The organism is Streptomyces sp. NPDC016851 (genome assembly GCF_055562795.1).
Genome location: NZ_JBVHEP010000028.1, coordinates 34,628 through 56,716, shown reverse-complemented (window position 1 = coordinate 56,716; position 22,089 = coordinate 34,628). Strand labels below are relative to the sequence as shown.

The 22,089-nt window shown below is 71.3% G+C and carries 19 protein-coding genes, 1 tRNA gene and 1 pseudogene; 8 read left to right on the top strand and 13 right to left on the bottom strand.

Annotated elements, in window-relative coordinates; translation table 11 throughout:
• Positions 1–66 precede the first annotated feature (66 nt).
• The 3 genes from ACZ3I3_RS34265 to ACZ3I3_RS34255 form a co-directional block, all read right to left on the bottom strand.
• Positions 67–672, bottom strand: a complete 606-nt coding sequence (locus ACZ3I3_RS34265; protein WP_020271731.1) for a lytic polysaccharide monooxygenase auxiliary activity family 9 protein — start codon at positions 670–672, stop codon at positions 67–69.
• A gap of 101 nt (positions 673–773) precedes the next feature.
• Positions 774–1,895, bottom strand: a complete 1,122-nt coding sequence (locus ACZ3I3_RS34260; protein WP_467371437.1) for an SPFH domain-containing protein — start codon at positions 1,893–1,895, stop codon at positions 774–776.
• 80 nt (positions 1,896–1,975) lie between these two features.
• A complete protein-coding gene (locus tag ACZ3I3_RS34255) occupies positions 1,976–3,316 on the bottom strand; it encodes a peptidoglycan-binding protein (RefSeq protein ID WP_467371435.1) in 1,341 nt (446 codons plus the stop codon).
• Between the two features lie 200 nt (positions 3,317–3,516).
• Between ACZ3I3_RS34255 and ACZ3I3_RS34250 the strand changes: the two genes are divergently transcribed.
• The 4 genes from ACZ3I3_RS34250 (at position 3,517) to glxA (ending at position 8,689) form a co-directional block, all read left to right on the top strand.
• A tRNA-Lys gene (locus ACZ3I3_RS34250) sits at positions 3,517–3,590 on the top strand.
• A 115-nt stretch (positions 3,591–3,705) separates the two neighbouring features.
• Positions 3,706–4,419 carry a FadR/GntR family transcriptional regulator gene (locus ACZ3I3_RS34245; protein WP_467371433.1) on the top strand — a complete coding sequence of 238 codons (714 nt, stop codon included), beginning with the start codon at positions 3,706–3,708 and terminating at the stop codon, positions 4,417–4,419.
• Between the two features lie 326 nt (positions 4,420–4,745).
• Complete coding sequence (locus tag ACZ3I3_RS34240; protein WP_467371431.1) at positions 4,746–6,752, top strand: glycosyltransferase family 2 protein; 2,007 nt, start codon at positions 4,746–4,748, stop codon at positions 6,750–6,752.
• On the top strand, positions 6,749–8,689 hold the full coding sequence (gene glxA / locus ACZ3I3_RS34235) for a radical copper oxidase GlxA (RefSeq protein WP_467371429.1): 1,941 nt from the start codon (positions 6,749–6,751) through the stop codon (positions 8,687–8,689). Before ACZ3I3_RS34240 ends, glxA begins: the two co-directional genes overlap by 4 nt.
• 81 nt (positions 8,690–8,770) lie before the next feature.
• Here glxA and ACZ3I3_RS34230 read toward each other — a convergent pair whose 3' ends face one another.
• The 7 genes and pseudogenes from ACZ3I3_RS34230 to ACZ3I3_RS34200 all read right to left on the bottom strand — a co-directional run.
• Positions 8,771–9,805 carry a glycoside hydrolase family 6 protein gene (locus ACZ3I3_RS34230; RefSeq protein WP_467371427.1) on the bottom strand — a complete coding sequence of 345 codons (1,035 nt, stop codon included), beginning with the start codon at positions 9,803–9,805 and terminating at the stop codon, positions 8,771–8,773.
• Between the two features lie 344 nt (positions 9,806–10,149).
• Entirely contained in the window at positions 10,150–10,839 is a 690-nt protein-coding gene (locus ACZ3I3_RS34225; protein ID WP_467371425.1) for a class F sortase, read from the bottom strand.
• A gap of 2 nt (positions 10,840–10,841) precedes the next feature.
• On the bottom strand, positions 10,842–11,666 hold the full coding sequence (locus tag ACZ3I3_RS34220) for a hypothetical protein (protein WP_467371423.1): 825 nt from the start codon (positions 11,664–11,666) through the stop codon (positions 10,842–10,844).
• Positions 11,667–11,786: 120 nt separating this feature from the next.
• On the bottom strand, positions 11,787–12,566 hold the full coding sequence (locus tag ACZ3I3_RS34215) for an HAD-IIA family hydrolase (RefSeq protein ID WP_020274149.1): 780 nt from the start codon (positions 12,564–12,566) through the stop codon (positions 11,787–11,789).
• Between the two features lie 190 nt (positions 12,567–12,756).
• Positions 12,757–13,545: an LPXTG cell wall anchor domain-containing protein gene (locus tag ACZ3I3_RS34210; protein WP_467371421.1), complete on the bottom strand. Its 789-nt coding sequence runs from the start codon at positions 13,543–13,545 to the stop codon at positions 12,757–12,759.
• A gap of 369 nt (positions 13,546–13,914) precedes the next feature.
• Positions 13,915–15,048 (bottom strand): ROK family protein, encoded by a 1,134-nt coding sequence (locus ACZ3I3_RS34205; protein WP_467371544.1) that lies wholly within the window; start codon positions 15,046–15,048, stop codon positions 13,915–13,917.
• A 207-nt stretch (positions 15,049–15,255) separates the two neighbouring features.
• Positions 15,256–15,396, bottom strand: a pseudogene (locus tag ACZ3I3_RS34200) (ROK family transcriptional regulator); the annotation flags it as partial.
• A 102-nt stretch (positions 15,397–15,498) separates the two neighbouring features.
• Between ACZ3I3_RS34200 and ACZ3I3_RS34195 the strand changes: the two are divergent.
• The 3 genes from ACZ3I3_RS34195 to ACZ3I3_RS34185 all read left to right on the top strand — a co-directional run bounded on the left by ACZ3I3_RS34195 (position 15,499) and on the right by ACZ3I3_RS34185 (position 18,088).
• The gene (locus ACZ3I3_RS34195) at positions 15,499–16,614 is read left to right on the top strand and encodes a Gfo/Idh/MocA family protein (protein WP_467371419.1); all 1,116 of its coding nucleotides are present in this window, start codon (positions 15,499–15,501) and stop codon (positions 16,612–16,614) included.
• Positions 16,611–17,132, top strand: a complete 522-nt coding sequence (locus ACZ3I3_RS34190) for a heme-degrading domain-containing protein (protein ID WP_467371417.1) — start codon at positions 16,611–16,613, stop codon at positions 17,130–17,132. The genes ACZ3I3_RS34195 and ACZ3I3_RS34190 overlap by 4 nt, the downstream gene beginning before the upstream one ends.
• A gap of 89 nt (positions 17,133–17,221) precedes the next feature.
• A complete protein-coding gene (locus ACZ3I3_RS34185; protein WP_467371415.1) occupies positions 17,222–18,088 on the top strand; it encodes an LLM class F420-dependent oxidoreductase in 867 nt (288 codons plus the stop codon).
• Positions 18,089–18,165: 77 nt separating this feature from the next.
• Here ACZ3I3_RS34185 and ACZ3I3_RS34180 read toward each other — a convergent pair whose 3' ends face one another.
• The 3 genes from ACZ3I3_RS34180 to ACZ3I3_RS34170 form a co-directional block, all read right to left on the bottom strand.
• Positions 18,166–19,023, bottom strand: a complete 858-nt coding sequence (locus ACZ3I3_RS34180) for a fumarylacetoacetate hydrolase family protein (protein ID WP_467371413.1) — start codon at positions 19,021–19,023, stop codon at positions 18,166–18,168.
• 184 nt (positions 19,024–19,207) lie between these two features.
• On the bottom strand, positions 19,208–19,918 hold the full coding sequence (locus tag ACZ3I3_RS34175; RefSeq protein WP_467371411.1) for a YidC/Oxa1 family membrane protein insertase: 711 nt from the start codon (positions 19,916–19,918) through the stop codon (positions 19,208–19,210).
• A 96-nt stretch (positions 19,919–20,014) separates the two neighbouring features.
• On the bottom strand, positions 20,015–20,326 hold the full coding sequence (locus ACZ3I3_RS34170) for a DUF6412 domain-containing protein (protein ID WP_467371409.1): 312 nt from the start codon (positions 20,324–20,326) through the stop codon (positions 20,015–20,017).
• Positions 20,327–20,589: 263 nt separating this feature from the next.
• On the opposite strand from ACZ3I3_RS34170, the gene ACZ3I3_RS34165 reads away from it, so the two are divergent.
• A complete protein-coding gene (locus ACZ3I3_RS34165) occupies positions 20,590–22,065 on the top strand; it encodes a glycoside hydrolase (RefSeq protein WP_467371407.1) in 1,476 nt (491 codons plus the stop codon).
• The last annotated feature ends 24 nt before the right edge of the window (positions 22,066–22,089 follow it).

Below are 22,089 nucleotides of genomic sequence, written 5' to 3'. Positions count from 1 at the left end.
TCGGCCGGCGTGGGAGGAACCTACCCACGCCGGCCGCACCGGTGACTCAAGGGAACCTCAGAAGGTTCAGAAGGTCACGTCCGAGCACGCGTAGAAGGCGTTGCCCGTGTCGGCGATCGTCCACACCGCCAGGATGACGTGGTGGCCGCTCAGCCCGGACGGCAGCCTGCCGCTGTGGGAGAGCGTGGACGGGGGCCGCTGGCCGTTGTACGGCACGGTGAAGAACGGCGTGAGGTTGAGGTCGGACCGGGCCAGGTTGTGGTTCTGGTTCCAGCCCGGCTTGGTGATGTAGTACTTGAAGTCGGTCGTGGCGTGCATGGCCGTGAACTGCCAGCGGAACGTGTAGGTCTGGCCGCCCGTCACCCTGGTGGTGGGCCAGGCCCCGCCGGACGGCGTGCGCGGTGCGCTGAGCTGGCTGAACTGGCCGAGGCCGGCGTTGCATATCTGTCCGTCGGCCGGGCCGGAGGCCGGGAAGCCCTTCGGGCCCTCGACGCTCTGCGGTTCCCATTGGATCGGACCGCAGTTGGTCACGGTGCCGTTCTGGCAGAGCTTCTGCCGGCTGACGGGGAGGTCGGTGTAGCCGTGGCCGCTGGCGCCGCCGGAGGAGAGTACGAGGGCTCCGGTCGTGGCCAGTCCCACCGCGGCTGCGGACAACTTGGTCCTAGTGCGCATGCTGCCGCTCCTGGAGAACGTGGGGGAGGTGCAGTGAGCTGTGCAGGTAGGTCTAGACCAAGTCTGAGAGTAAGGACGTCAGTTGAACATGTCCATACCAATCACGGAGCTGTTTCTCCCCGGCCCGCGCAGAACGCCACCGTGAGGTCCTTCACCAGCGCCTTCCGCTCGTAGTCGTCGAGTTCGACCAGCCCCCGCATGGTCAGCCGGGTCACCGTGTCCTCCACCGAGTCCACGACCGAGGTGAGCACGCTCGCCCGGTGCTGGGCGTCCAGCGCGGCGATGCGGCGGCGGTGCATCGCCGCGGCGACCTCGGGGGCGTACTCCACCCGGAGCGGCTGCACCGAGAACACCTCCAGGCCGACCGGCGCCGCGTCGGCCGCCACCAGCCGGGTCAGCGCCTCGGCCGCCGCGTCCGTCGCGCCCTTGGTCCCACCGGGCATCTCCACCGGCACCCGCGCCAGCGCCGCCTCGACGCACTCGCGCAGATACGTCTCGTGGTCCTCGACACCCAGCGTGGCCCGCGCGGTGTCCCGCACCCGCCACACCACCAGGACGACCACCCGCAGCGCGACCCCGCTCGCGTCGGCGGCCGGCACCGGCTCGCTGCGCCAGTGCCGCAGCCGTACGTCCACCCGGCGGCGCAGCAGCAGCGGGTTGACCCACAGCAGACCCGAGCGCCGGACGGTCCCCCGGTAGCGGCCGAACAGATCCAGCACCCAGGCCCGCCCGGTCCGGCCCCGGGCCAGCCCGCCGAACCCGAACAGCCCGAGCGCCCCGGCCCCCGCGTACGCCGCCCACTGCGCGGGACCGAGCCCGGCCCCGGCCTGCGCGGGCAGCCGCAGCGCCTCCAGCACGAGCGGCGGGAGCAGCCCCGCCCACCAGGAGGTGACCGCGCACCCGGCGGCCCCGCAGGCCCCGGCCAGCACACCCGCCGCCCCGGGCAGTACCCGCGCGGGCCGCTCCGCCAGGTCGGGGTCGACCTGCGGCGCCGGGCGCGGTGCCGCGGCCGCCGGGCGTCCGAGGCGCGGCTGCTCCCCCGTGCCCTGCCGGCGGGCGACGACCGCCGGCTTCAGCGGTACCGGCGCCGGGTCGGGGTCGTCGCGGAACAGCAGGTGGACGGGGATCTCGGTGGTGGCCTCGTTCTGGATGAGCCGGGCGGGTCTGGCCGGGCCGCCGGCCGGCCCGTCGGGCTCGGACGTGTGGGAAGTGGTCGTACTCATGGGTGCCTCCAGCCTCCGCGCCAGATGCGTCACAACGGTGATCCCCGGTGCCCGCGGTCCGGGCCCCGCCGAGGCGGGCTTCACGAGAAGAGCCGCCGCCAGGTCTCCGGACCCGGGTAGCCGTCCGCCGCGCCGCCCCGCCAGCCCTGGGTGCGCTGGAAGGCCTCGACGGCCCGCCGGTCCGCCTCGCCCCAGCGCGGTCCCGGCCCGACCCGGTAGAACCTGCCGAACCCCTTGCGCACCAGCTGTCTCCCCAGCTGGGTGACGTACGCGTTGCCGGCGCCGGGCCGGAACATCGCCCGGCCCGGGTAGCCGGGGACGCCGTGGGAGGAGGGCGGCGGCCCGACCGCCCCGGCCTTCACGTCCTTGCCCTTGCCGGTGACCAGCAGCTCCCAGGTGCGCGGGCCGGGCAGGCCGTCCGCGTCGGCGCCCGTCCAGCCCTGGGCCAGCTGGAAGGCCCGGGTCGCCCGCCGGTCCGCGTCCGTCCAGCGCGGGCTCGGGCCCGAGGCGTAGGCACCGCCGGCCCCGCGCGCGACGAGCATCCGGCCGAGCAGCGTGACGTACTTGTTGTTCGCGCCGGGGCCGAAATACGCCGCTCCCGGGTAGGGCGTGGCGGCCGGTGCGCCCGGTTTCCCGCCGGCCGGTTCCTTGCCCGGCACGGTCCCCGGTTCCTTCCCCGGCTCCTCGGGGGTGACGCCCTTGTACCGGTAGGGGACGTACTGGTCCGAGTCGTTCCAGTAGGCGTACGGGGTGGACTGCCGGCGGGTGTGCGGGCGGGTCTGTTCGTAGGCGGTGTAGTAGGTGTGCGTGTGGTCCGTCCAGCCGCCGAAAATGACGACGTGCGAACCGCTCTCGGGGTCGGCCTGATTGTGGAAGAGCAGAATGTCGCCCGGCTGGAGTTCCTCCTTGGAAATCCGCTCACCGTATTGGGCGAGGCTGCCCGTCCACTCGTTTCCGGGCAGCTTCCAGGCCATCGAGACATAGCCCGAACAGTCCTGGCGGTAGCCGTCGGACCAGTAGTCGTTCATGCTGTACGGCACCTTCGCGGCGACCCAGGTCTTGGCCCGGTTGATGATCTCCGTACGGGTGATGGCGGTGGGCTTGAGGGTGGCCGGGGGCTTCGCGGGACGACCGCCGGGGCCGTGCAGCGGGGCCTTGCCGCCCTGGGGGGTGTCAGGCTCTTCACCTGCGGAAACGCCGGGTCGATGGGGTGGTGCGTGCGGGGCGGCCGCGGCCGGTACGGCATGGCCCGCGCCGAGCGCCGCCGAAGCCACGGCGGCCAGGGCGAGGGCACGGTGTGCGGCCGGGTGGGCGGCGGTGCGGCCGGCCCAGGAATGCGGCAGGGCGCGGCGCCAGTGGACGCATCCGGGGCAGTCGCAGTCGCTCGCTGGGTCGAATTCCTCGAATACCGGAGACCTCATGCGATTCCCCTCACACTTCCGGCGGAAAAGGCCGCGCCTGTATCCGTCCGGGCGCGCGTCGTCAGTTTCTCAACTGTCTTCCGCACGCGCATGCTGACGGTCCGAATGATGTACGCGGCCCCGTACGGGGGGCCTTCCGGGGGCCGTGCCGGGTGGTCCGGAGCACCTCCCGGTGTCCTGTAGAGTTACGTCGTCAGCGCGCGCCGCTAGCTCAGTTGGTTAGAGCAGCTGACTCTTAATCAGCGGGTCCGGGGTTCGAGTCCCTGGCGGCGCACAGACGGCAAAGGCCCTTCGCGAGAGCGGGGGGCCTTTCGCATACCGGGCCACAGCCCTGGCGCACTCTGGCCGGAACCCGGCCCACCGCGCGATTGGCCGGATACCCTCTCGCCATGGCAGCGCGTGATCTCCAGGAGCGGATCAAGAAGCTCATCATCGACCGCCGGCTGGCCTCCGGGGCCCCGCTGCCGACCGAGCCCGAGCTGATGGAGTACCTCGGCGCGAGCCGGAACTCGGTGCGGGAGGCACTGAAGGCACTCCAGGCCATGGGCATCGTGGAGATCCGGCACGGCTTCGGCACCTACGTCGGCCCGATGTCCCTGGCCCCGATGATCGAGGGCCTCGCCTTCCGCACGGTCGCCGGGCACTACCGGGGCGAGGACTCCCTGCTCCAGCTGCTGGAACTGCGGGAGGCGGTGGAGACCGGGCTGGTCTCCCGGCTCGCGGGGCGGATACCGGATGCGGACCTCGTTGAACTGGACGGGCTCGTCGGCCGTATGGAAGAGCAGGCCGCGCGCGGAGCCGGTCTCGCCGAGACCGACCGGGCCTTCCACGCCACCCTCTACCGGGGGCTGGACAACGTGCTGCTGAGCGAGGTCCTGGAGGCGTTCTGGGACGCCTTCCACCGGGTCCGCACCGACCTCGGGGGCGAGCCGCAGGACCCGAAGGTGACCTGCCGGCAGCACCGGGAGATCCTCGACGCGGTCCGGTCCGGTGACTCGATGCGGGCGGAGGAGGCCATAAGAGAGCACTTCGGGAACATCCGCGCCCGCCTGTCCACAACCGCTCCACACGCTCCCCACACCCACCACAATGAACGCGTATGACCGGTAAACGCCGCGTTTCGCACCTTGCGATCATGATGAGCGCCGTAGAACCCTGGTTTTCTGGTTTTTCAAGATGCTGCGGTTTCGCGGCAGTTGGGGGGATTCGAAACCGGTTGCGCGCTGGGCGGGGGTAGGGGCCCTTGTTCATGAAGCGATGCCGAGGGGGGCATCATGCAACCGGAAGGTCGCGTTGCCGTGTCTATAGGGTGTGGATGACGTGGTGACAGCGACCCACCACTGATACGTCTGTGAAGGTCGAGGGGGACCTGCCGCAGACGGAAGGAAGCGACGAAACACGCGGTGTCCGCGTGTGGGGGGAATGACTCATGACGTCGAGGCCGACGGGCGCCCGGCAGCAGGACCACGACCCGTCCCAGACCACCCAGCTCAGGGTCCCGGCTCATCGGATGAGCACCACGGGGACGTTCCGGCGGATCAAGAAGACGCTGCCGCGATACGACTACGAGCACTACAGCCGGCTCGCGGGTCCCCTCACCCAGCCTGATCCGACCAAGCCGTACAAGGTGCAGTACCGGTCGCTGATCTCGCAGGAACCGCACCGCATAAGAGTCGCCCTGATGCTGGCCGCGGCCCCGGTGCTGTCCGTGGTGCTGCTGGTGTGGCTGCTCCAGCCCGAGCACTGGACCGAACGCGACTACCCGGCCTTCGACTGGCTGCCCGCGCTGGACATGGTGATGCTGGTCTCGATCGGTCTGATCGAGTTCTTCCGCTGCATGAACGTGGTGTCCAACGCGCACGCCACGCTGGTCGCCCGCGACCCGATCCCGGTGGTGCCCGAGACCGGCACCAGAGTGGCCTTCCTCACCTCCTTCGTGCCCGGCAAGGAGCCGCTGGAGATGGTGACGAAGACGCTGGAGGCCGCGGTGAAGATCCGCCACCGGGGCCTCATGCACGTCTGGCTGCTCGACGAGGGCGACGACCCCGAGGTGAAGGCGGTCTGCGAGCGCCTCGGCGTGCACCACTTCTCCCGCAAGGGCGTCGCCAAGTGGAACCAGGCCAAGGGCCCGCACCGCGCCAAGACCAAGCACGGCAACTACAACGCCTGGCTGGAGGCGCACGGCGACGAGTACGACTTCTTCGCCTCGGTCGACACCGATCACGTGCCGCTGCCCAACTACCTGGAGCGGATGCTCGGCTTCTTCCGCGACCCGGACGTCGGCTTCGTCATCGGCCCGCAGGTCTACGGCAACTACGACAACCCCATCACCAAGGCCGCCGAGTCGCAGCAGTTCCTGTTCCACGCGCTGATCCAGCGCGCGGGCAACCGCTACGGCTCCCCCATGTTCGTCGGCACCTCCAACGCCGTGCGCATCAAGGCGCTCAAGCAGATCGGCGGTCTGTACGACTCGATCACCGAGGACATGGCGACCGGCTTCGAGATGCACCGCCACAAGAACCCGGCGACGGGCAACAAGTGGCGCTCGGTCTACACCCCGGACGTGCTCGCGGTCGGTGAGGGCCCCAGCGCCTGGACGGACTTCTTCACCCAGCAGATGCGCTGGTCGCGAGGGACGTACGAGACGATCCTCAAGCAGTACTGGAAGGGCTGGTACTCGCTGCCGCCGAGCAAGCTCTTCAACTACACGATGATGATCATCTTCTACCCGATGTCGGCCCTGAACTGGATCCTGGCGGCGCTGAGCTGCTGCCTGTTCCTGGGCCTGGGCGCCTCGGGTGTGAACATCGACCCGGCGGTCTGGCTGATGCTCTACGGCAACGCCTCCGCCCTGCAGATCGGCCTGTACGTCTGGAACCGCCGGCACAACGTCTCGCCGCACGAGCCGGAGGGCTCCGGCGGTGTGGCCGGCATGGTGATGTCCGCGCTGTCGGCGCCGCTGTACGCGAAGGCGCTGATCGACTCGGTGCTGCGGCGCAAGAGCAAGTTCGTGGTCACGCCCAAGGGTGATTCGGCGAGCCCGGACCGCTGGTTCGGGACGTTCCGCTACCACTGGTACTTCGTCGCGATCTTCGGTGCGTCGATCGCGGCCGGCTTCGTCTTCGGCCACTCGCACCCCGCGATGATCATCTGGGCGACGTTCGCGCTGCTGATCACCGCCTCGCCGGTCTTCGCCTGGCGCTGGCAGCTGCGGCAGGACGCGAAGAAGCCCGCCGCTCCCGCCGCGGAGCAGCCGCAGGACCCTGCGGGGCCGCACCGGACGCAGCCGCTGCCCATCCCGCAGCAGCCGTCGGCGGCGCACGCCTCGCAGCACAAGCCCGGTTGGGCCGCCGCCCCTGGCGCAAACGGGGAGGTCGGGGGGACCGACCAGACCATGCAGATCGCCCTTGGTGGACTTGGGGGACGTAAGGAATGAACGACCGTGCAGGCCGCCGCCGGGCCCGTCGACTCGCGATCGGCACGGCGGTGGTACTCGCGCTGGCCGGGATGAACGGGCCGTGGCTCTACCGCTTCGGCACCGAGAAATACCACCAGTACACAATCAACAAGCCGGAGTACAAGGCCGCGAACGGCAAGTGGGAGATCATCGATTTCCCCGAGGAGTACCGGCAGAACACCATCCACGCGGCACTGCTGCGCACCGGCAAGGTGCTGCTCGTCGCGGGGTCGGGCAACGACCAGGACAACTTCGACGCGAAGAAGTTCGACACGCGGATCTGGGACCCGGTCAAGGGCACCATCAAGAAGGTCCCCACGCCCAGCGACCTGTTCTGCACGGGCCACACCCAGCTCGCCAACGGCAACCTGCTCATCGCGGGCGGCACCAAGCGGTACGAGAAGCTCAAGGGTGACGTCACCAAGGCCGGCGGCCTGATGATCGTCCACAACGAGAACCCGGACAAGCCGATCACGCTGCCCGCGGGCACCAAGTTCACGGGCAAGGAGAACGGCAAGACCTTCGTCTCGAAGGACCCGGTGCTCGTGCCGCGCGCGAAGAAGGTCTTCGACAAGGCGACCGGAAAGTTCCTGCGCAACGACCCCGGTCTCGGCCGGATCTACGTCGAGGCGCAGAAGCGGGGCAAGAAATACGAGACGGGCACGCAGGACAACTACCGCGTGCACGGCCTGAAGGGCGCCGACGCCAAGAACACCTACGGCATCGCGCAGAAGCTCGCCCTCGACAAGAAGGACTTCCAGGGCATCCGGGACGCCTTCGAGTTCGATCCCGTAGCCGAGAAGTACATCAAGGTCGACCCGATGAAGGAGGCCCGCTGGTACCCGACGCTCACGACCCTGAGCGACGGCAAGATCCTCAGCGTCTCCGGCCTCGACGACATCGGCCAGCTGGTCCCGGGCAAGAACGAGGTCTTCGACCCGAAGACCAAGAAGTGGACCTACACGGACAAGGTCCGGCAGTTCCCGACCTACCCGGCGCTGTTCCTCATGCAGAACGGCAAGGTCTTCTACTCGGGTTCCAACGCGGGCTACGGGCCGGACAACGTGGGCCGTGACCCGGGCGTGTGGGACGTGGACACCAACAAGTTCACGAAGATCCCCGGCCTGAGCGACCCCAAGCTGATGGAGACCTCCGGCACGGTGCTGCTGCCGCCCGCGCAGGACGAGAAGTACATGGTGATCGGCGGCGGCGGCGTCGGCGAGTCCCAGGAGTCCAGCGAGAAGACCCGGATCGTCGACCTGAAGGCCGACAACCCGCGCTTCGTGGACGGCCCGTCCCTGGACAAGGGCACCCGCTACCCGAACGCCTCGATCCTGCCCGACGACAGCGTGCTGATCTCCGGCGGTTCGGAGGACTACCGGGGCCGCAGCGACTCCAACATCTTCGAGGCGCGCATCTACGACACGGAGAAGAACGACCTCAGGCGGGTCGCCGACCCGCTGGTGGGCCGCAACTACCACTCCGGGTCGATCCTGCTGCCCGACGGCCGCGTGATGTTCTTCGGCTCGGACTCGCTCTACGGCGACAAGGCCAACACCAAGCCGGGCGAGTTCGAGCAGCGCATCGAGATCTACACGCCGCCGTACCTCTACGGCGACGGGGACCAGCCCTCGCTGTCGGGCGGGCCGCAGACCATCGAGCGCGGCGGGACGGGCACGTTCACCTCGTCGGACGCGGCCAGGATCAAGAAGGCCCGGCTGATCCGCCCGAGCGCCGCCACGCACGTCACGGACGTCGACCAGCGGTCGATCGCCCTGGACGTCAAGGCGTCCGGCGACAAGCTGACGGTGACCGTGCCGAAGAACCGGAACCTGGTCCAGGCCGGCTGGTACATGCTGTTCGTGACGGACGACCGGGGCACGCCGAGCAAGGCGCAGTGGGTCAAGGTGCCGTAGCGATCGGCCGATGGGGGCGCTCTCCGGTGTGGAGGGCGCCCCTTTCGTGTGCTGCCTTCGCTCGTGCTCGGCCCGCGGGCGCTAGGAGGTGGCCTTCGCCAGCTTCAGCGCGTAGTCCGACCACCACTGGCCCGCCTTGGGCCCGCCCTTGCACTCGCCGTCCGACTCCCCCGGCCGCTTGACCCACAGGTACGCGTCGACCAACGGGTCCGCCGTCTTCGTCGTCGGCGTCTCCCCGAGGGACCGGCCGGGCGGGTTGCACCAGCGCTCGTCCGGGTTGCCCTGGGTGTAGGGGCCCTTGCCGTTGCGGCTGGTGTCGATGACGAAGTGCTTGCCACCGACCTTGGCGGAGAGCTGCTTGCCGTAGGCGATGGAGTCTTCGGTGGAGTAGAAGTTGGAGACGTTGACGGAGAAGCCGTCGGCCTGGTCGATGCCGGCCCACTTCAGCGGCTCGAAGATCTGGTCGGGGTTCTTCCAGCCGGCGTTGCCCGCGTCCAGGTAGACCTTCGTGTTCTTCAGGGACTTGAGCTTGCTGACGGCACCCTTGAGGAGGTCGTAGCGCTCCTCGTGGAACTGCTCCGGGGTGCAGCCGTCCACCAGGTGCAGCAGGGCGTCCGGTTCGAGGATGACCGTGGCGGAGCGGTCGCCGATGCCCGCCGCCACGCCGTCGAGCCACTGGCGGTAGGCGTTGCCGTCGGCGGCGCCGCCCTGCGAGTACTGGCCGCAGTCGCGGTGCGGGATGTTGTAGAGCACGAGCAGTGCCGTACGGCCGGCCTTGTCGGCGGCCTCGGTGAACCCCTTGGTCTGCTCCTGCGGGTTGTCCGGGCCGACCCACTCGGCGACCGGCTGCTCGGCGATCTTGCGGATGTGCTCGGCGTCCTGCTTCTTGCCGGCCTTCTCCAGGGCGGCGACCTGCTGGGCCGCAGTGCCGTCCGGATTGACCCAGAACGGTGCCTTTTCCTTGGGCTGTTGAGTGATCCCGGTGCCCGCGTCGGCTCCGTCCGCCCCGTCCCCTCCGTCACCGGAGGAACAGCCCGCCATCAGCAGCGCCGCCCCCAGCACCGCTGCGGACACCCGCCTTCCGGCGGCTGCCCCTACCCCCCTGCTGCCGTACATCCAAATCCCCCTTGGGCACACTGTTCCAAGTCTCAATCCTGACATACGTCGCGCAGCTCCCGTGGGAGCACAGCCCACCCGTGCCCGTGACGCAGAGCCACCGAGCCGGGACTTGACGTTATTCAACCTCTAGGCCCGGGCGGCCGGTTGGTTCTAGAGTCTTCTCAGCAGGGCCCGGTCTCCGGCCAGAGCTTCACCCACCGTGGCTCCCGCGCCCTCCCGCGCAGCTCGCCGGGTTACTCCCGCAGCCCGTGCGCGCGCGGTCGAGGACCAGCCCGGTCGGCGACTTCAGGGGGAGCGGGTCGTCGACCGGGTTGGGTGGGCACCCGAGGCCGCAACAGGCCTCAGAGGCCCGTCCCCGTCAGGTACGCCGACACCACCACGTTCGCCGTGTAGCTGCGGGTCGTACGGTCGAAGCTGCCGCCGCAGGTGACCAGCCGCAGTTCGGCACGGCCCGACTCGCGGGGTCCGTAGGCCTGGTGGGCGTCGAAGTGGTCGCGGGTGAGGACCTGGACGGACTCGACGGTGAACTCCGCGACCTTGGCGTCGGCCCGGATCACCCGGATCGTCTGGCCCGGCCGCATGGCGCTGACCTTGTAGAAGACGGCGGGCCGGGTGTCGGTGTCGACGTGCCCGACCATCAGCGCGGTGCCCGGCGCCCCGGGTGCCACGCCGCCCGCGTACCAGCCGACGACACCCGGCTGGTCGTACGGGGGCGGATCGAGCGCGCCGCGCGCGTCCAGTCCCCGCGCCACCACGGGCGCCTGCACCCCGAGCCCGGGGATGTCGACGCGCTGGGGCAGCGCGTCGCCCAACGGGCGGTGCTCGGGTGGCAGTTTCACGTCCGGGGGACGTCCGGCCGCCGCCATGTCGCCCGTCGTGGGAGCGGATATGCCGTGCCGTACGTCGGTCACCTCGCGGCCCCACAGCCACAGCCCGAGCAGCAGCGCCACCCAGGTCACGCCGGCCAGCAGACGGCCGGTGCCGGGGGACCGGCCCTTGATTCGCTCCTGGTCTCGATCCTGTTCGGACATGGTCAGTCCGTTCCGCGGCTGCGGCGGACACCGCCCAGCGCGACGACCACCGCGGCGACGCCCGCGAGCACCAGGCCGGTCACCCCCTGCGCCGTGCCGGGACCGGCCCCGCGGTCCTCGGCGGCGACGAGGTCGGCCGCGCCGCCACCGCCCGCCCGGACCGGGGCCACGGGCGAGGGGTGCGCGCCCGGTCGCCGGGGGGCGGACTGCTGCTCATCTCCCCCGGGCGTGGACTGCTGCCCGTCACCGGCACCGTCACCGTCACCGTGCCCATTCCCGTGTCCGTCTTCGCCGGGCGCGGACGACTGGCCACCGCCTTCGGGCACGGGCGGCTGGCCCACGGTCCCGGGTGCGGGCGGCCGGCCGCCGGTCCCGGGCGCGGGCGCGAGGGGCTGGCCTACGGCCCCGGGTGCGGGCGGCTGGCCTACGGCCCCGGCGAAGTCGGGCACGGATGACGAAGACTCGTCCGTCCCGGATGCCGACCTCCGCCGTCCCTCACCCTCCCGGACGGTGAACGTGCCGGCCCGTTCGGCGTCCCCGCAGCGGACCTGCACGGCGTACGTCCCGGCGTCGAGCGTGGAGCGGACGCGGCTCTCGCCGACGAGGTCACCGTCGGTGACGGTGAGCCGCGCGTCCGCGACGAACGCCGCCGAGCGGGCGACGGCCGTTCTCTCCGCACAGCCGGTCAAGCGGAGCGTGACGTCACTGCCGGGCGCGGGGGTCGCCGGGGTCACCGAGACGCCCCCTCCGTCCGCCGCGTACGCCGCCGGGGTGAGGGCGGCCGCGACCAGGACACTCGTACAGACAGTGACTCTCAGGGAACCCATCGTGAACCTCCAGACGCCTGGAGCCTCCCCCGCACAGTGGGTCACCGCATCCTCAGGGACGCGGCGACTGCTCCATACGGGTGGCGACGGGTTTCAACTCCGGCCCGCCGCCTCCCGGGCTCAGACCCGGTCGACGAGGTCCGCGATGGAGTCCACGACCTGCGACGGCCGGTACGGGAAGCCCTCGACCTGGTCGGGCCTGGTCAGGCCGGTGAGCACCAGGAACGTCTGCATCCCGGCCTCCATGCCCGCCAGCACGTCCGTGTCCATGCGGTCGCCGATCATCGCGCTGCTCTCGGAGTGCGCCCCGATGGCGTTCAGCCCGGTCCGCATCATCAGCGGGTTCGGCTTGCCCGCGAAGTACGGCTTCTTGCCGGTCGCCTGGGTGATCAGCGCGGCCACCGCGCCGGTCGCGGGCAGCGGGCCCTCGGTGGACGGGCCCGTCTCGTCGGGGTTGGTGCAGATGAAGCGGGCGCCGCCGAGGATGAGCCGCACCGCCTTCGTCATGGCCTCGAAGGAGTACGTGCGGGTCTCGCCGAGGACGACGTAGTCCGGCTCGTGGTCGGTCAGGATGTAGCCGATGTCGTGCAGCGCGGTGGTCAGGCCGGCCTCGCCGATGACGTACGCCGACCCGCCCGGCCGCTGGTCGTCCAGGAACTGGGCGGTGGCCAGAGCCGAGGTCCAGATGCTCTCGATCGGCACGTCCAGGCCCATGCGGCGCAGCCGGGCGTGCAGGTCGCGCGGGGTGTACATCGAGTTGTTGGTGAGGACGAGGAAGGGCTTCCCGGACTCGCGCAGCTTCTTGAGGAAGGCGTCGGCGCCGGGGATCGGGACGCCCTCGTGGATGAGCACACCGTCCATGTCGGTGAGCCACGACTCGATGGGCTTGCGGTCTGCCATGTGCGGGATCTCCTGCCGTACGCGTGCAGCGTGCGCCTTGGGGCCGGGTTCCCCAGCCTAAACAGTGGCCGGATCTTGGGGAATGGCCCGTGTACGGAGTCCCGACAGGCGGGACGGCTCCTCGCGGCTCAGAGGGTCCGCAGCTCAGCGGCTCAGCGGCTCAGCGGCTCAGGGACTCAGGACTGAGGGCTCAGCGGCGCCGGCGCGCGAGGAGCAGTGCCGCCCCGCTCCCGGCGAGCAGCACCGCCGCGGCGGCCGCGGCGACCTGTCCGCCGGTTCCCGTACGGGCGAGTTCCTCGGCGAACGGGAAGCGGTCCTCGCGGGGCGGGACGGAGGCGTCGGAGTCAGGGTCGGAGTCGGGCTGGGAGTCGGTGCCGCCGTCGGCCTCCTGCTCACCCCCGTCGATCGGCCCGTCACCGTCGATGCCGAAGCGGTAGTCGTTCGACTGCCCGACCCAGTCGCCGTCGTCGTCGTGCCGCTGCACCACGGCGGCGTTGACGGTGACCTTGTTCGGTACGGCGTCCGAGGTGACCGCGAGCCGCACCTTCACGGAGACGGTCTTGCCCGGCCCGACGGTGAACCCGGCGAAGCGGTCCTCGTCGTCGGCGAACGCCCCGATGAGCTCGTCCTCACTCGTCTTCTCGAACCGCACGGGGTGCGCCCGCGTCCCCTCGAAGAACTCCAGCCGGGGCTGCGACGGCTCCAGCGCCCGCTTGTCGTCGACGAACACGACGACGGGGTGGATTCCGGTGCACGGCCGGTCGGTCGTGTTGGTCAGCTCGACGTACCAGGTCCCGAACCCGCCCCCGGCCTCGTAGGCGCCGGGCCCGCCGTGGATGCGGGTGGTGAGCGGGAAGGTGTGGTCGTCGGGCGCGGCACAGGCGGGCACCGGCTCGTCCGCATACGCCGGATGAGCCCCGGCGAGCAGAACGGCGGCTGCCGCCGCGAGGCAGAGGTGAGCGGGCGTGCAGGGTCGCATGGAGATGTGACATTGCCGGATGGAGCCGAAAGCGAGCCGACGCCGCCGGGAAGGCCCCCGAACGGCGGCGCGGATCCGCCCGGTCGGCGGACACGTCAGGCGACCGGACAGGACCCTCAGCGGCGCCCCAGCGCCTTCGCACGCGAGCGGGCCCGCCGGTCAGAGTGGGGCCGCCGTGAGAGTGGGGCCGCCGTGAGAGTGGGGCCGTCGGCCAGAGTGGGCCCGCCGGCCAGAGTGGGGCCGCCGTCAGAGCGGGGCCGTCGGCCAGAGTGGGCCCGCCGTCAGAGCGGGGCCGCCGTCAGAGCGGGGCCGCCGGCCAGAGCGGGCCCGCCGTCAGAGTGGGCCCAGCCGGTATTCGGCTCCGCCCCCTCACCCGACCCCCCGCCCGAACACCGGCCCCAGCACCAGCTGAGCCGCCCCCACCGCGACGCCCCGTCCCCCGCCCGGCGCGACCCGCACCGGCACGGCGTCCTCCCCCGTCCGCCGGGCCCGCGCCCCCAGCACCGCCCCGACCCCCCGCACGAACGCCTCCGGCGTCGCGGCCACCGTCCGGCCGCCCAGCAGGACCACGTCGATGTCGAGCAGCCCGACCAGGTTCGCCGCGCCCGCTCCCAGCACCCGCGCCGCCTCTTCCACGTCCCCGCGCGCCACCGCGCCGAGGCACAGCGCCTCCACACAGCCCCGGTCGCCGCAGGTGCACGGCGGGCCGTCCAGCTGGATCACCTGGTGGCCGAACTCCCCGGCCCCGGTCCGGGCTCCCCGGTGCACGCTCCCGCCGATCACCAGACCGGCCCCCAGCCCCGTCCCGAGGTGCAGATACGCGAAGGAGCCGCCCTCGCCCCCGGCCGCCAGGCCGACCGCCGCCGCGTTGGTGTCCTTGTCGACCACGACCGGCACCCCAAGCCGCTCCGCCAGCGCCTCCCGCAGCGGGAAGCCGTCCCACTCGGGGAAACCGGTCACCCGGTGCAGCACACCCCGGACGTGGTCGAGCGGCCCGGGCAGCGCCACCCCCACCCCGAGCAGGGAACCGGCACGGGCGAGCGGCGGCGACCCGCCGGGCAGCGCCTCGGTCGCAGTCGCGCGGACGGCCTCCGACCCCGCCGCGCGGAGAGCCTCCGCCGTCGTCGACCGGCCGGCCCCCGCTCCCGTCGACCGGACAGCCTCCGCCGTCGTCAACCGGACAGCCTCCGGCCCCGCCTCTCGGAGAGCCTCCGCCCTCGTCACCGGGATGTCCCCAGCCTCCGGCGCAGGGACAGCCCCCACCCCCGTAGCCCGGACGGTCCTGGCCTCCGGCCCGCGGACAGCCTCCGGCCCCGTCACCCCGGCGGCCCCAGCATCCGGCGCACGGACACCCTCCGACCCCGTCCCCCGGGCGGCGTCCAACCCCGCCTCACGGACAGCCCCCGCCCCCGCACCCGCCCCCCGCAAGGCTTCCGCCACCGTCGCCCGCACAGCATCCGTCACCGCCGTCAGGACCGCCCCCGCACCCGCCCCCAGATCCAGCGCGGCCCGCCGCTCCCCCACCACCGTCCCGCGCAGATCCACGAGCACGGCCCGGACCTCGTCCCGGTCCAGGTGGACCCCCACCGCGTGTCCCGCCTCGGGCACCAGGCGCAGCACCGTGCGCGGCTTGCCCCCGGTCGACGCGCGGCGCCCCGCCTCCGCCGCGAGCCCGTCCTCCCGCAGCCGGGCCGTGATCTTGCTGACGGCCTGCGGAGTGAGGCCGGTCCGCTCCGCGAGTTCGAGCCGGCTGATGCCGTCGGGCCCGGCCGTCCGCAGCAGGTCGAGCACCAGCGCGGTGTTGTGACTGCGCAGGGCGAGCAGGTTCGCTCCGGCCCCTGCACCGGTCATGCCGCCCACTCCGCCCGTACGGTCGTCCGCCCTGTTCATGCCCACGCCCTCCATTGTCCCCGGCGCTTGCACTTTGGCAACAGCGTTGCCAAAGTGGGTGGCATGACTGGCACACCCCTCGGCACGCCCGGCACCCCCGGCACTCCGGGCGCCTCCGGCTCGCCCCTCCGCGTCGGCCTCGTCGGCTACGGCCTCGCCGGCTCCGTCTTCCACGCCCCGCTGATCGCCGCCACCGAGGGCCTCGCCCTGGACACGGCGGTCACCTCGAACCCCGAGCGGCAGCAGCAGGCCCGCGCCGAGTTCCCGGACGTGCGCCTCGCCACCGGCCCGGACGAGCTGTTCGACCGGGCCGCCGAGCTGGACCTGATCGTCGTCGCGTCCCCGAACAAGACGCACGTGCCGCTCGCGACCGCCGCGCTCCAGGCCGGTCTGCCGGTCGTGGTCGACAAGCCCGTCGCGGGCACGGCGGCCGAGGCCCGTGAGCTGGCCGCCCTGGCCGAGGAGCGCGGCCTGCTCCTCTCCGTCTTCCAGAACCGCCGCTGGGACAACGACTTCCTCACCCTGCGCAAGCTGCTGGCCGAGGGCGAGTTGGGCGACGTCTGGCGCTTCGAGTCCCGCTTCGAGCGCTGGCGTCCGAAGCCGAAGGGCGGCTGGCGGGAGTCCGGCGACCCCGCAGAGATCGGAGGTCTGCTGTACGACCTCGGCAGCCATGTCGTCGACCAGGCCCTGGTCCTCTTCGGCCCGGCGGCCGCCGTGTACGCGGAGTCGGACATCCGCCGCCCGGGCGCCGAGACGGACGACGACACGTTCATCGCCATCACGCACACCAGCGGCGTCCGCTCCCACCTCTACGTCTCCGCGACGACCGCCCAGCTCGGCCCCCGCTTCCGCGTCCTCGGCTCCGCCGCCGGCTACGTCAAGTACGGCCTCGATCCCCAGGAGGCGGCCCTGCGCGAAGGCCACCGCCCCGGGCCCGGCTGGGGCGCGGAGCCCGAGTCGCTGTGGGGCCGCGTGGGCTCCGGCGAGTCCCCGGTCACGGGAGGCGGCCGGCCCGAACCCACCCTCCCGGGCGACTACCCCGCTTACTATGCGGCCGTGGCGAAGGCCCTGCTGGAGGGGGCCCCGAACCCGGTGACCGCCCTGGAGGCGGCCGCCGCCCTGGACGTACTGGAAGCCGCCCGTCGTTCGGCCCGCGAGAAGGTGACGGTGACCCTGTGACCCACAAGAGCAACCCCTCGCACAGCCAGGAGCTCACCCCGAAGTTCCACCCGGAGCTCACCCCGAGTCTGGAGGAGCTGGAGAAGGAGGAACGCCGCCTGGTGTTCCGCCAGTTCACCCACGACGACGCCTGGGCGCTCGGCTCGCTCCTCGTCGACATGGCCCGGGAGCGCCAGGCCCCGGTCGCGATCGACATCCACCGCGCCGGCCAGCAGCTGTTCCACGCGGCGCTGCCCGGCTCCACGCCCGACAACGACGCCTGGATCGAGCGCAAGCGCCGGGTGGTGGAGCGTTACGGCTCCGCTTCCTACCTGGTGGGCGCCCGCTTCCGCGCCAAGGGCACGACGTTCGAGGAGTCCTCGCGCCTCGACCCCGACACGTACGCGGCGCACGGCGGTTCCTTCCCGATCACCGTCGAGGGCGTCGGCGTGATCGGCGCGGTGACGGTGTCCGGGATGCCGCAGCTCCAGGACCACCGGTTCGTGGTCGAGGCCCTGGAGCGGTTCCTGGACAGCTAGTTGATGCCGGAATCATCGGCGGCCCCCTCCGGTTGGCACCTGCAGTACGCATGATCGACCATGGCGCCCAACCGGAGGGATCCCAACCGATGACCACCGCCCTGAAGGAAACCGTCGGCCGGTACGGCATCTGGAGCGTAGGGCTGCGCTCGGAGGACCCGGACCGGCGCGGCGAACTCACCGAGGCCGCCGCCGAACTGGAGGAACTCGGTTACGGCGCCGTCTGGCTGGGCGGCAACAGCTCCGCAGCCAACGCCGCCCCGCTGATCGAGTCGACCTCGAAGCTCACCGTCGGCACCAGCATCCAGAGCATCTGGGAGCACGAGCCGGACGCCACCGCCACGGCCTTCGGGGAACTGGAAGCGGCCCATCCCGGGCGTTTCCTGCTGGGCCTCGGCGTGAGCCACGCCAAGCGCGTGGAGCAGTACTCCCGCCCCTACTCGGCCCTCGTCGAGCACCTCGACGGCCTGGACGCCGCCGGGGTGCCTGCGGACCGCCGCCTCCTGGCCGCCCTGGGCCCGAAGTCGCTCCGGCTGGCCCGCGACCGGGCGGCGGGCTCGATCCCGTACCTGGTCACCCCGGAGCACACCGCGCACGCCCGCGAGATCCTGGGCGAGGCCCCGCTGCTGGCCCCGGAGCTGGGCGTCATCCCGGAGACGGACCCGTCCCGCGCCCGCGCCCTGGCCCGCGAGTTCCTCGGGATCTACCTCCCGCTGCCGAACTACACCAACAACTTCCTCCGGCACGGCTTCACCGAGGACGACCTGACGGACGGCGGCAGCGACCGCCTCGTCGACGCCCTGTTCGCCTGGGGCGACGAGACGGCGATCCGCGCCAAGATCGACGCCTTCTTCGAGGCGGGAGCGGACCACCTCGCCCTCCAGGTCCTGGACGGCGAGCCGCGCGACGCCCTCCCGAGGAAGGCGTGGCGCGACCTGGCAGCGCTGCTGGGCTGACCCCTCAGGGGCGCGGGGAACTGCGCGAACAACCACGACGAACCCGCAGTCGCGAACGTTCCGCAGCTCCCCGCCCCTCAGGCGTCTTTGAACTCCTGCCGCTGCCGCCCGAGCCCCTCGATCTCCAGCTCCACGACATCCCCGGCCCGCAGGAACGGCTTGGGCTCGGGCGCCCCCAGCGCCACCCCCGCCGGCGTCCCCGTGTTGATCACATCGCCCGGGTACAGCGTCATGAACTGACTGAGATACCGCACGACCTCCCCCACAGGGAAGATCTGCTCGGCCGTCGTCCCGTCCTGCTTCAACTCCCCGTTGACCCACAGCTTCAGGGCGAGATCCTGCGGATCCGGCACCTCCTCCGCCGTCACCAGCCACGGCCCCAGCGGATTGAACGTCTCGCAGTTCTTACCCTTGTCCCAGGTCCCGCCCCGCTCGATCTGGAACTCCCGCTCGGACACGTCGTGCGCCACCGCGTACCCGGCGACATGCGCGAGCCCTTCCTCCGCGGACCCCAGGTACCTGGCCGTACGCCCGATGACGACGGCCAGTTCGACCTCCCAGTCGGTCTTGCGGGACGCGCGCGGCACGAGCACCGTGTCGTTCGGCCCGACCACCGTGTCCGGCGCCTTCATGAACAGGACCGGCTCGCCGGGCGGCTCGGCACCCGTCTCGCGCGCGTGGTCGTGGTAGTTCAGCCCGATGCAGACGATCTTGCCGATCCGCCCCAGCGGCGGCCCGATCCGCAGCCCGGTGGTGTCCAGTACGGGCAGCTCACCGGCGTCGGCGGCAGCACGGACGCGGTCGAGCGCCGCGTCGTCCGCGAGCAGCGCCCCGTCGATGTCCGGCACGACGCCCGACAGGTCCCGCAGGGTCCCGTCGGCGTCGAGCAGTGCGGGCCGCTCGGCCCCGGCCGTACCGACTCGCAGCAGCTTCATGATCACGTCTCCCTCGATCGCGGGCGCCCACCCGAGGCCTGCGACCCGGATGCGGCGGGCCAGCCATCGGAGGACTGGTCGATCCTCCAAGCTGGGAGTGCACTCCGCAATACCCAGTTCACGTACTGGACCGTCACGTACCGGAACAGGGACCGGCTACCGGCTACCGGCTACCGGCTACCGGCTACCGGTACAGCACAGCCCGCTCGACGACACTCCACGTCGTACTGGTCACGACGTACAGCGCGGCGGCCAGCGGCACGACCGCCACGGTGACGAGCGTGAAGAAGGACATGAAGGGCATCACCTTGGTCACCGCCCCGAGCCCCGCCACCTGCTGCTCACCACTAGCCGGAAGCGCCGGGTTCACGGCCATCATGCGCTTGCTGAGGCGGTAGCTGAACGCCGCGACCCCGGCGACGACCACGAACAGCCCGGCGTAGACGAGCCCCGCCCCACCGAGGAGACCACCCTGGAGCGCGTCCACCCACCGCTCCCCCAGCGGCGCGGCGAACAACTGGTGGTCGAGCAGCTCATTGGCCCGCCCGCCGATCGTGTCACTGGAGAACAGGTGGTAGAGCAGGAAGAACGCGGGCACCTGGAGCAGCCCGGGCAGGCAGCCGGCCAGCGGCGACACCTTCTCCTCGGCGTGCAGCTCCAGTACGGCCCGCTCGAGCTTCTCGGGGTTCTTCCCGTGCTTCTTGCGCAGCTCGGCGATCTTCGGCTGGAGCGCGGTGCGGGCCTTCTGGCCGCGTGCGGCGGCCCGGGACAGGGGGTGGACGAGGAGTCGTACGAGCGCGGTGAACAGGATGATCGCGGCGGCGGCCGCTGAGGCGCCGAACAGCGGCTGGAGGAGGTCGGCGAGTCGCTCGACCAGGTGGGCGAAGACGGACATGGGTGAGCCCTCCGGGGGTCTCGTCGTGCCGGGAGTGGGACATGGCGGCATGACGACCCGCGCGGGGCCGGCTACGGGAACGTGCTGGCTGTGGCCCTACGCGAAGGTCGCCCGGAGGGCGTGTCCGGGTGCCCGGGGCCGGGTGCGCCCCCGGGCGTCGGGATCGCGTTGGGGCAGGAAGGCCGTACGGAGGTCACGGTCGCGGATGGCCGTACGCACCCGCGTGCGCGGCACGGCGGGCGCGCAACGCGAGGCGACGAGGGCGCAGACCGTGAGCGCGGCGGAGGCCGCGGCGGTCGCGGCGAGCGCGACGGTGGCGTAGAGGCTGCCGGAGTCCAGCAGCGCCACTTCCAGGACCAGGAAGAGCAGCACGAGAGCGGGACGCAGACCAGTCCAACCGCGGACCATCGACTCCCCCTCCCGAACGCTCACTCGCTCGCTCGACTACCCATCCTCTTCGCTCTGTTCGTTATACAGGATCACTCCGCCACGAGCGTCCGAGACTTCGTACACGGGTTTGAGAAAGGTTCGTCGCAAGTCTCGACAACCCACCCGCCACACCCGATGCTTCTCGTTGCCATGAGCGGGCCATGTACGGACCGTGTACGGGCCAACCCGCGACGCCGGGCCGGGGGGACCGGCGCCTGCCCCGATTCCCCTACGGAGGAGCCGTGATACGACGCAGAACCCTGCTGTCCGCAGCAGGCGGTACGTTCCTCGGCAGCGCCCTGGCGACGGGCACCGCGCACGCGGACGCCACCATCGCCGTCAACCCCTCGACGACGTACGGCACCTGGGAAGGCTGGGGCACCTCCCTCGCCTGGTGGGCCAACGTCTTCGGCGCCCGGGACGACTTCGCGGACCTCTTCTTCACCACCAAGTCGGTGACGTACAACGGCAGATCGCTCCCTGGCCTGGGCCTGAACATCGCCCGCTACAACCTGGGCGCGTGCAGCTGGAACAGCGTCGGCGGCGAGACGATGGTCAAATCGCCGAACATCCCCGGCTTCAAGCAGATCGAGGGCTTCTGGCAGGACTGGAACAACGAGGACCCCGCCTCCTCGGCCTGGAAGTGGTCGGCGGACGCCAACCAGCGCGCGATGCTGGTGAAGGCGACACAGCGAGGCGCGATCACGGAACTCTTCGCCAACTCCCCGATGTGGTGGATGTGCAGCAACCACAACCCCTCGGGCGCGGCGGGCGGCGGCAACAACCTCCAGACCTGGAACTACCGCCAGCACGCCTCCCACCTGGCGGCGACGGCCCTGTACGCGCGCAACAACTGGGGCGTGAACTTCGCGACGGTCGACCCCTTCAACGAGCCGGCCTCCACCTGGTGGACCGCGACCGGCACCCAGGAGGGCTGCCACATGGACCCCGCGGTCCAGGCGGCCGTACTCCCCTACATGCGCAGCGAGTTGGACAAGCGCGGCCTGACGAACCTCCGCATCGCGGCCTCGGACGAAACGAACTACGACACGGCCCGCTCCACCTGGGCGTCGTTCAACTCCTCCACCAAAGCCCTGGTCTCCCAGGTCAACGTGCACGGCTACCAGGGCTCGGGCGGCCGCCGCGACCTCCTCTACACGGACGTGGTGACGACCTCCCGCAAGAAGCTGTGGAACTCCGAGACGGGCGACAGCGACGGCACGGGCCTGACCATGGCGTCGAACCTCTGCTACGACTTCCGCTGGCTGCATCCCACGGCGTGGTGCTACTGGCAGGTCATGGACCCGTCGACGGGCTGGGCGATGATCGCCTACGACGCGAACACCCTCCAGCCGACCACGGTCCAGACGAAGCACTACGTGCTGGCCCAGTTCAGCCGCCACATCCGCCCGGGCATGACGATCCTCGACACGGGCGTGAGCTACGCGGTGGCGGCGTACTCGGCGTCGTCCCGCCGTCTGGTGCTGGTAGCGGTGAACACCTCCACATCGGCCCAGACCCTCACCTTCGACCTCTCCCGCTTCTCGACGGTGACGGGCGGCACGAACGGCGCGGTACCCCGCTGGAACACGGTGACGACGGGCGGCGGCGACCTCTACACGCCCCGCTCGGACATCCGCCTGTCCGGCAAATCGGTCAGTGTCCCCTTCGCCGCAAAATCGGTCCAAACACTCCAAATCGACGGCGTAACCCTCTAGCCCGCTGCCATGGCGGCGATTCGG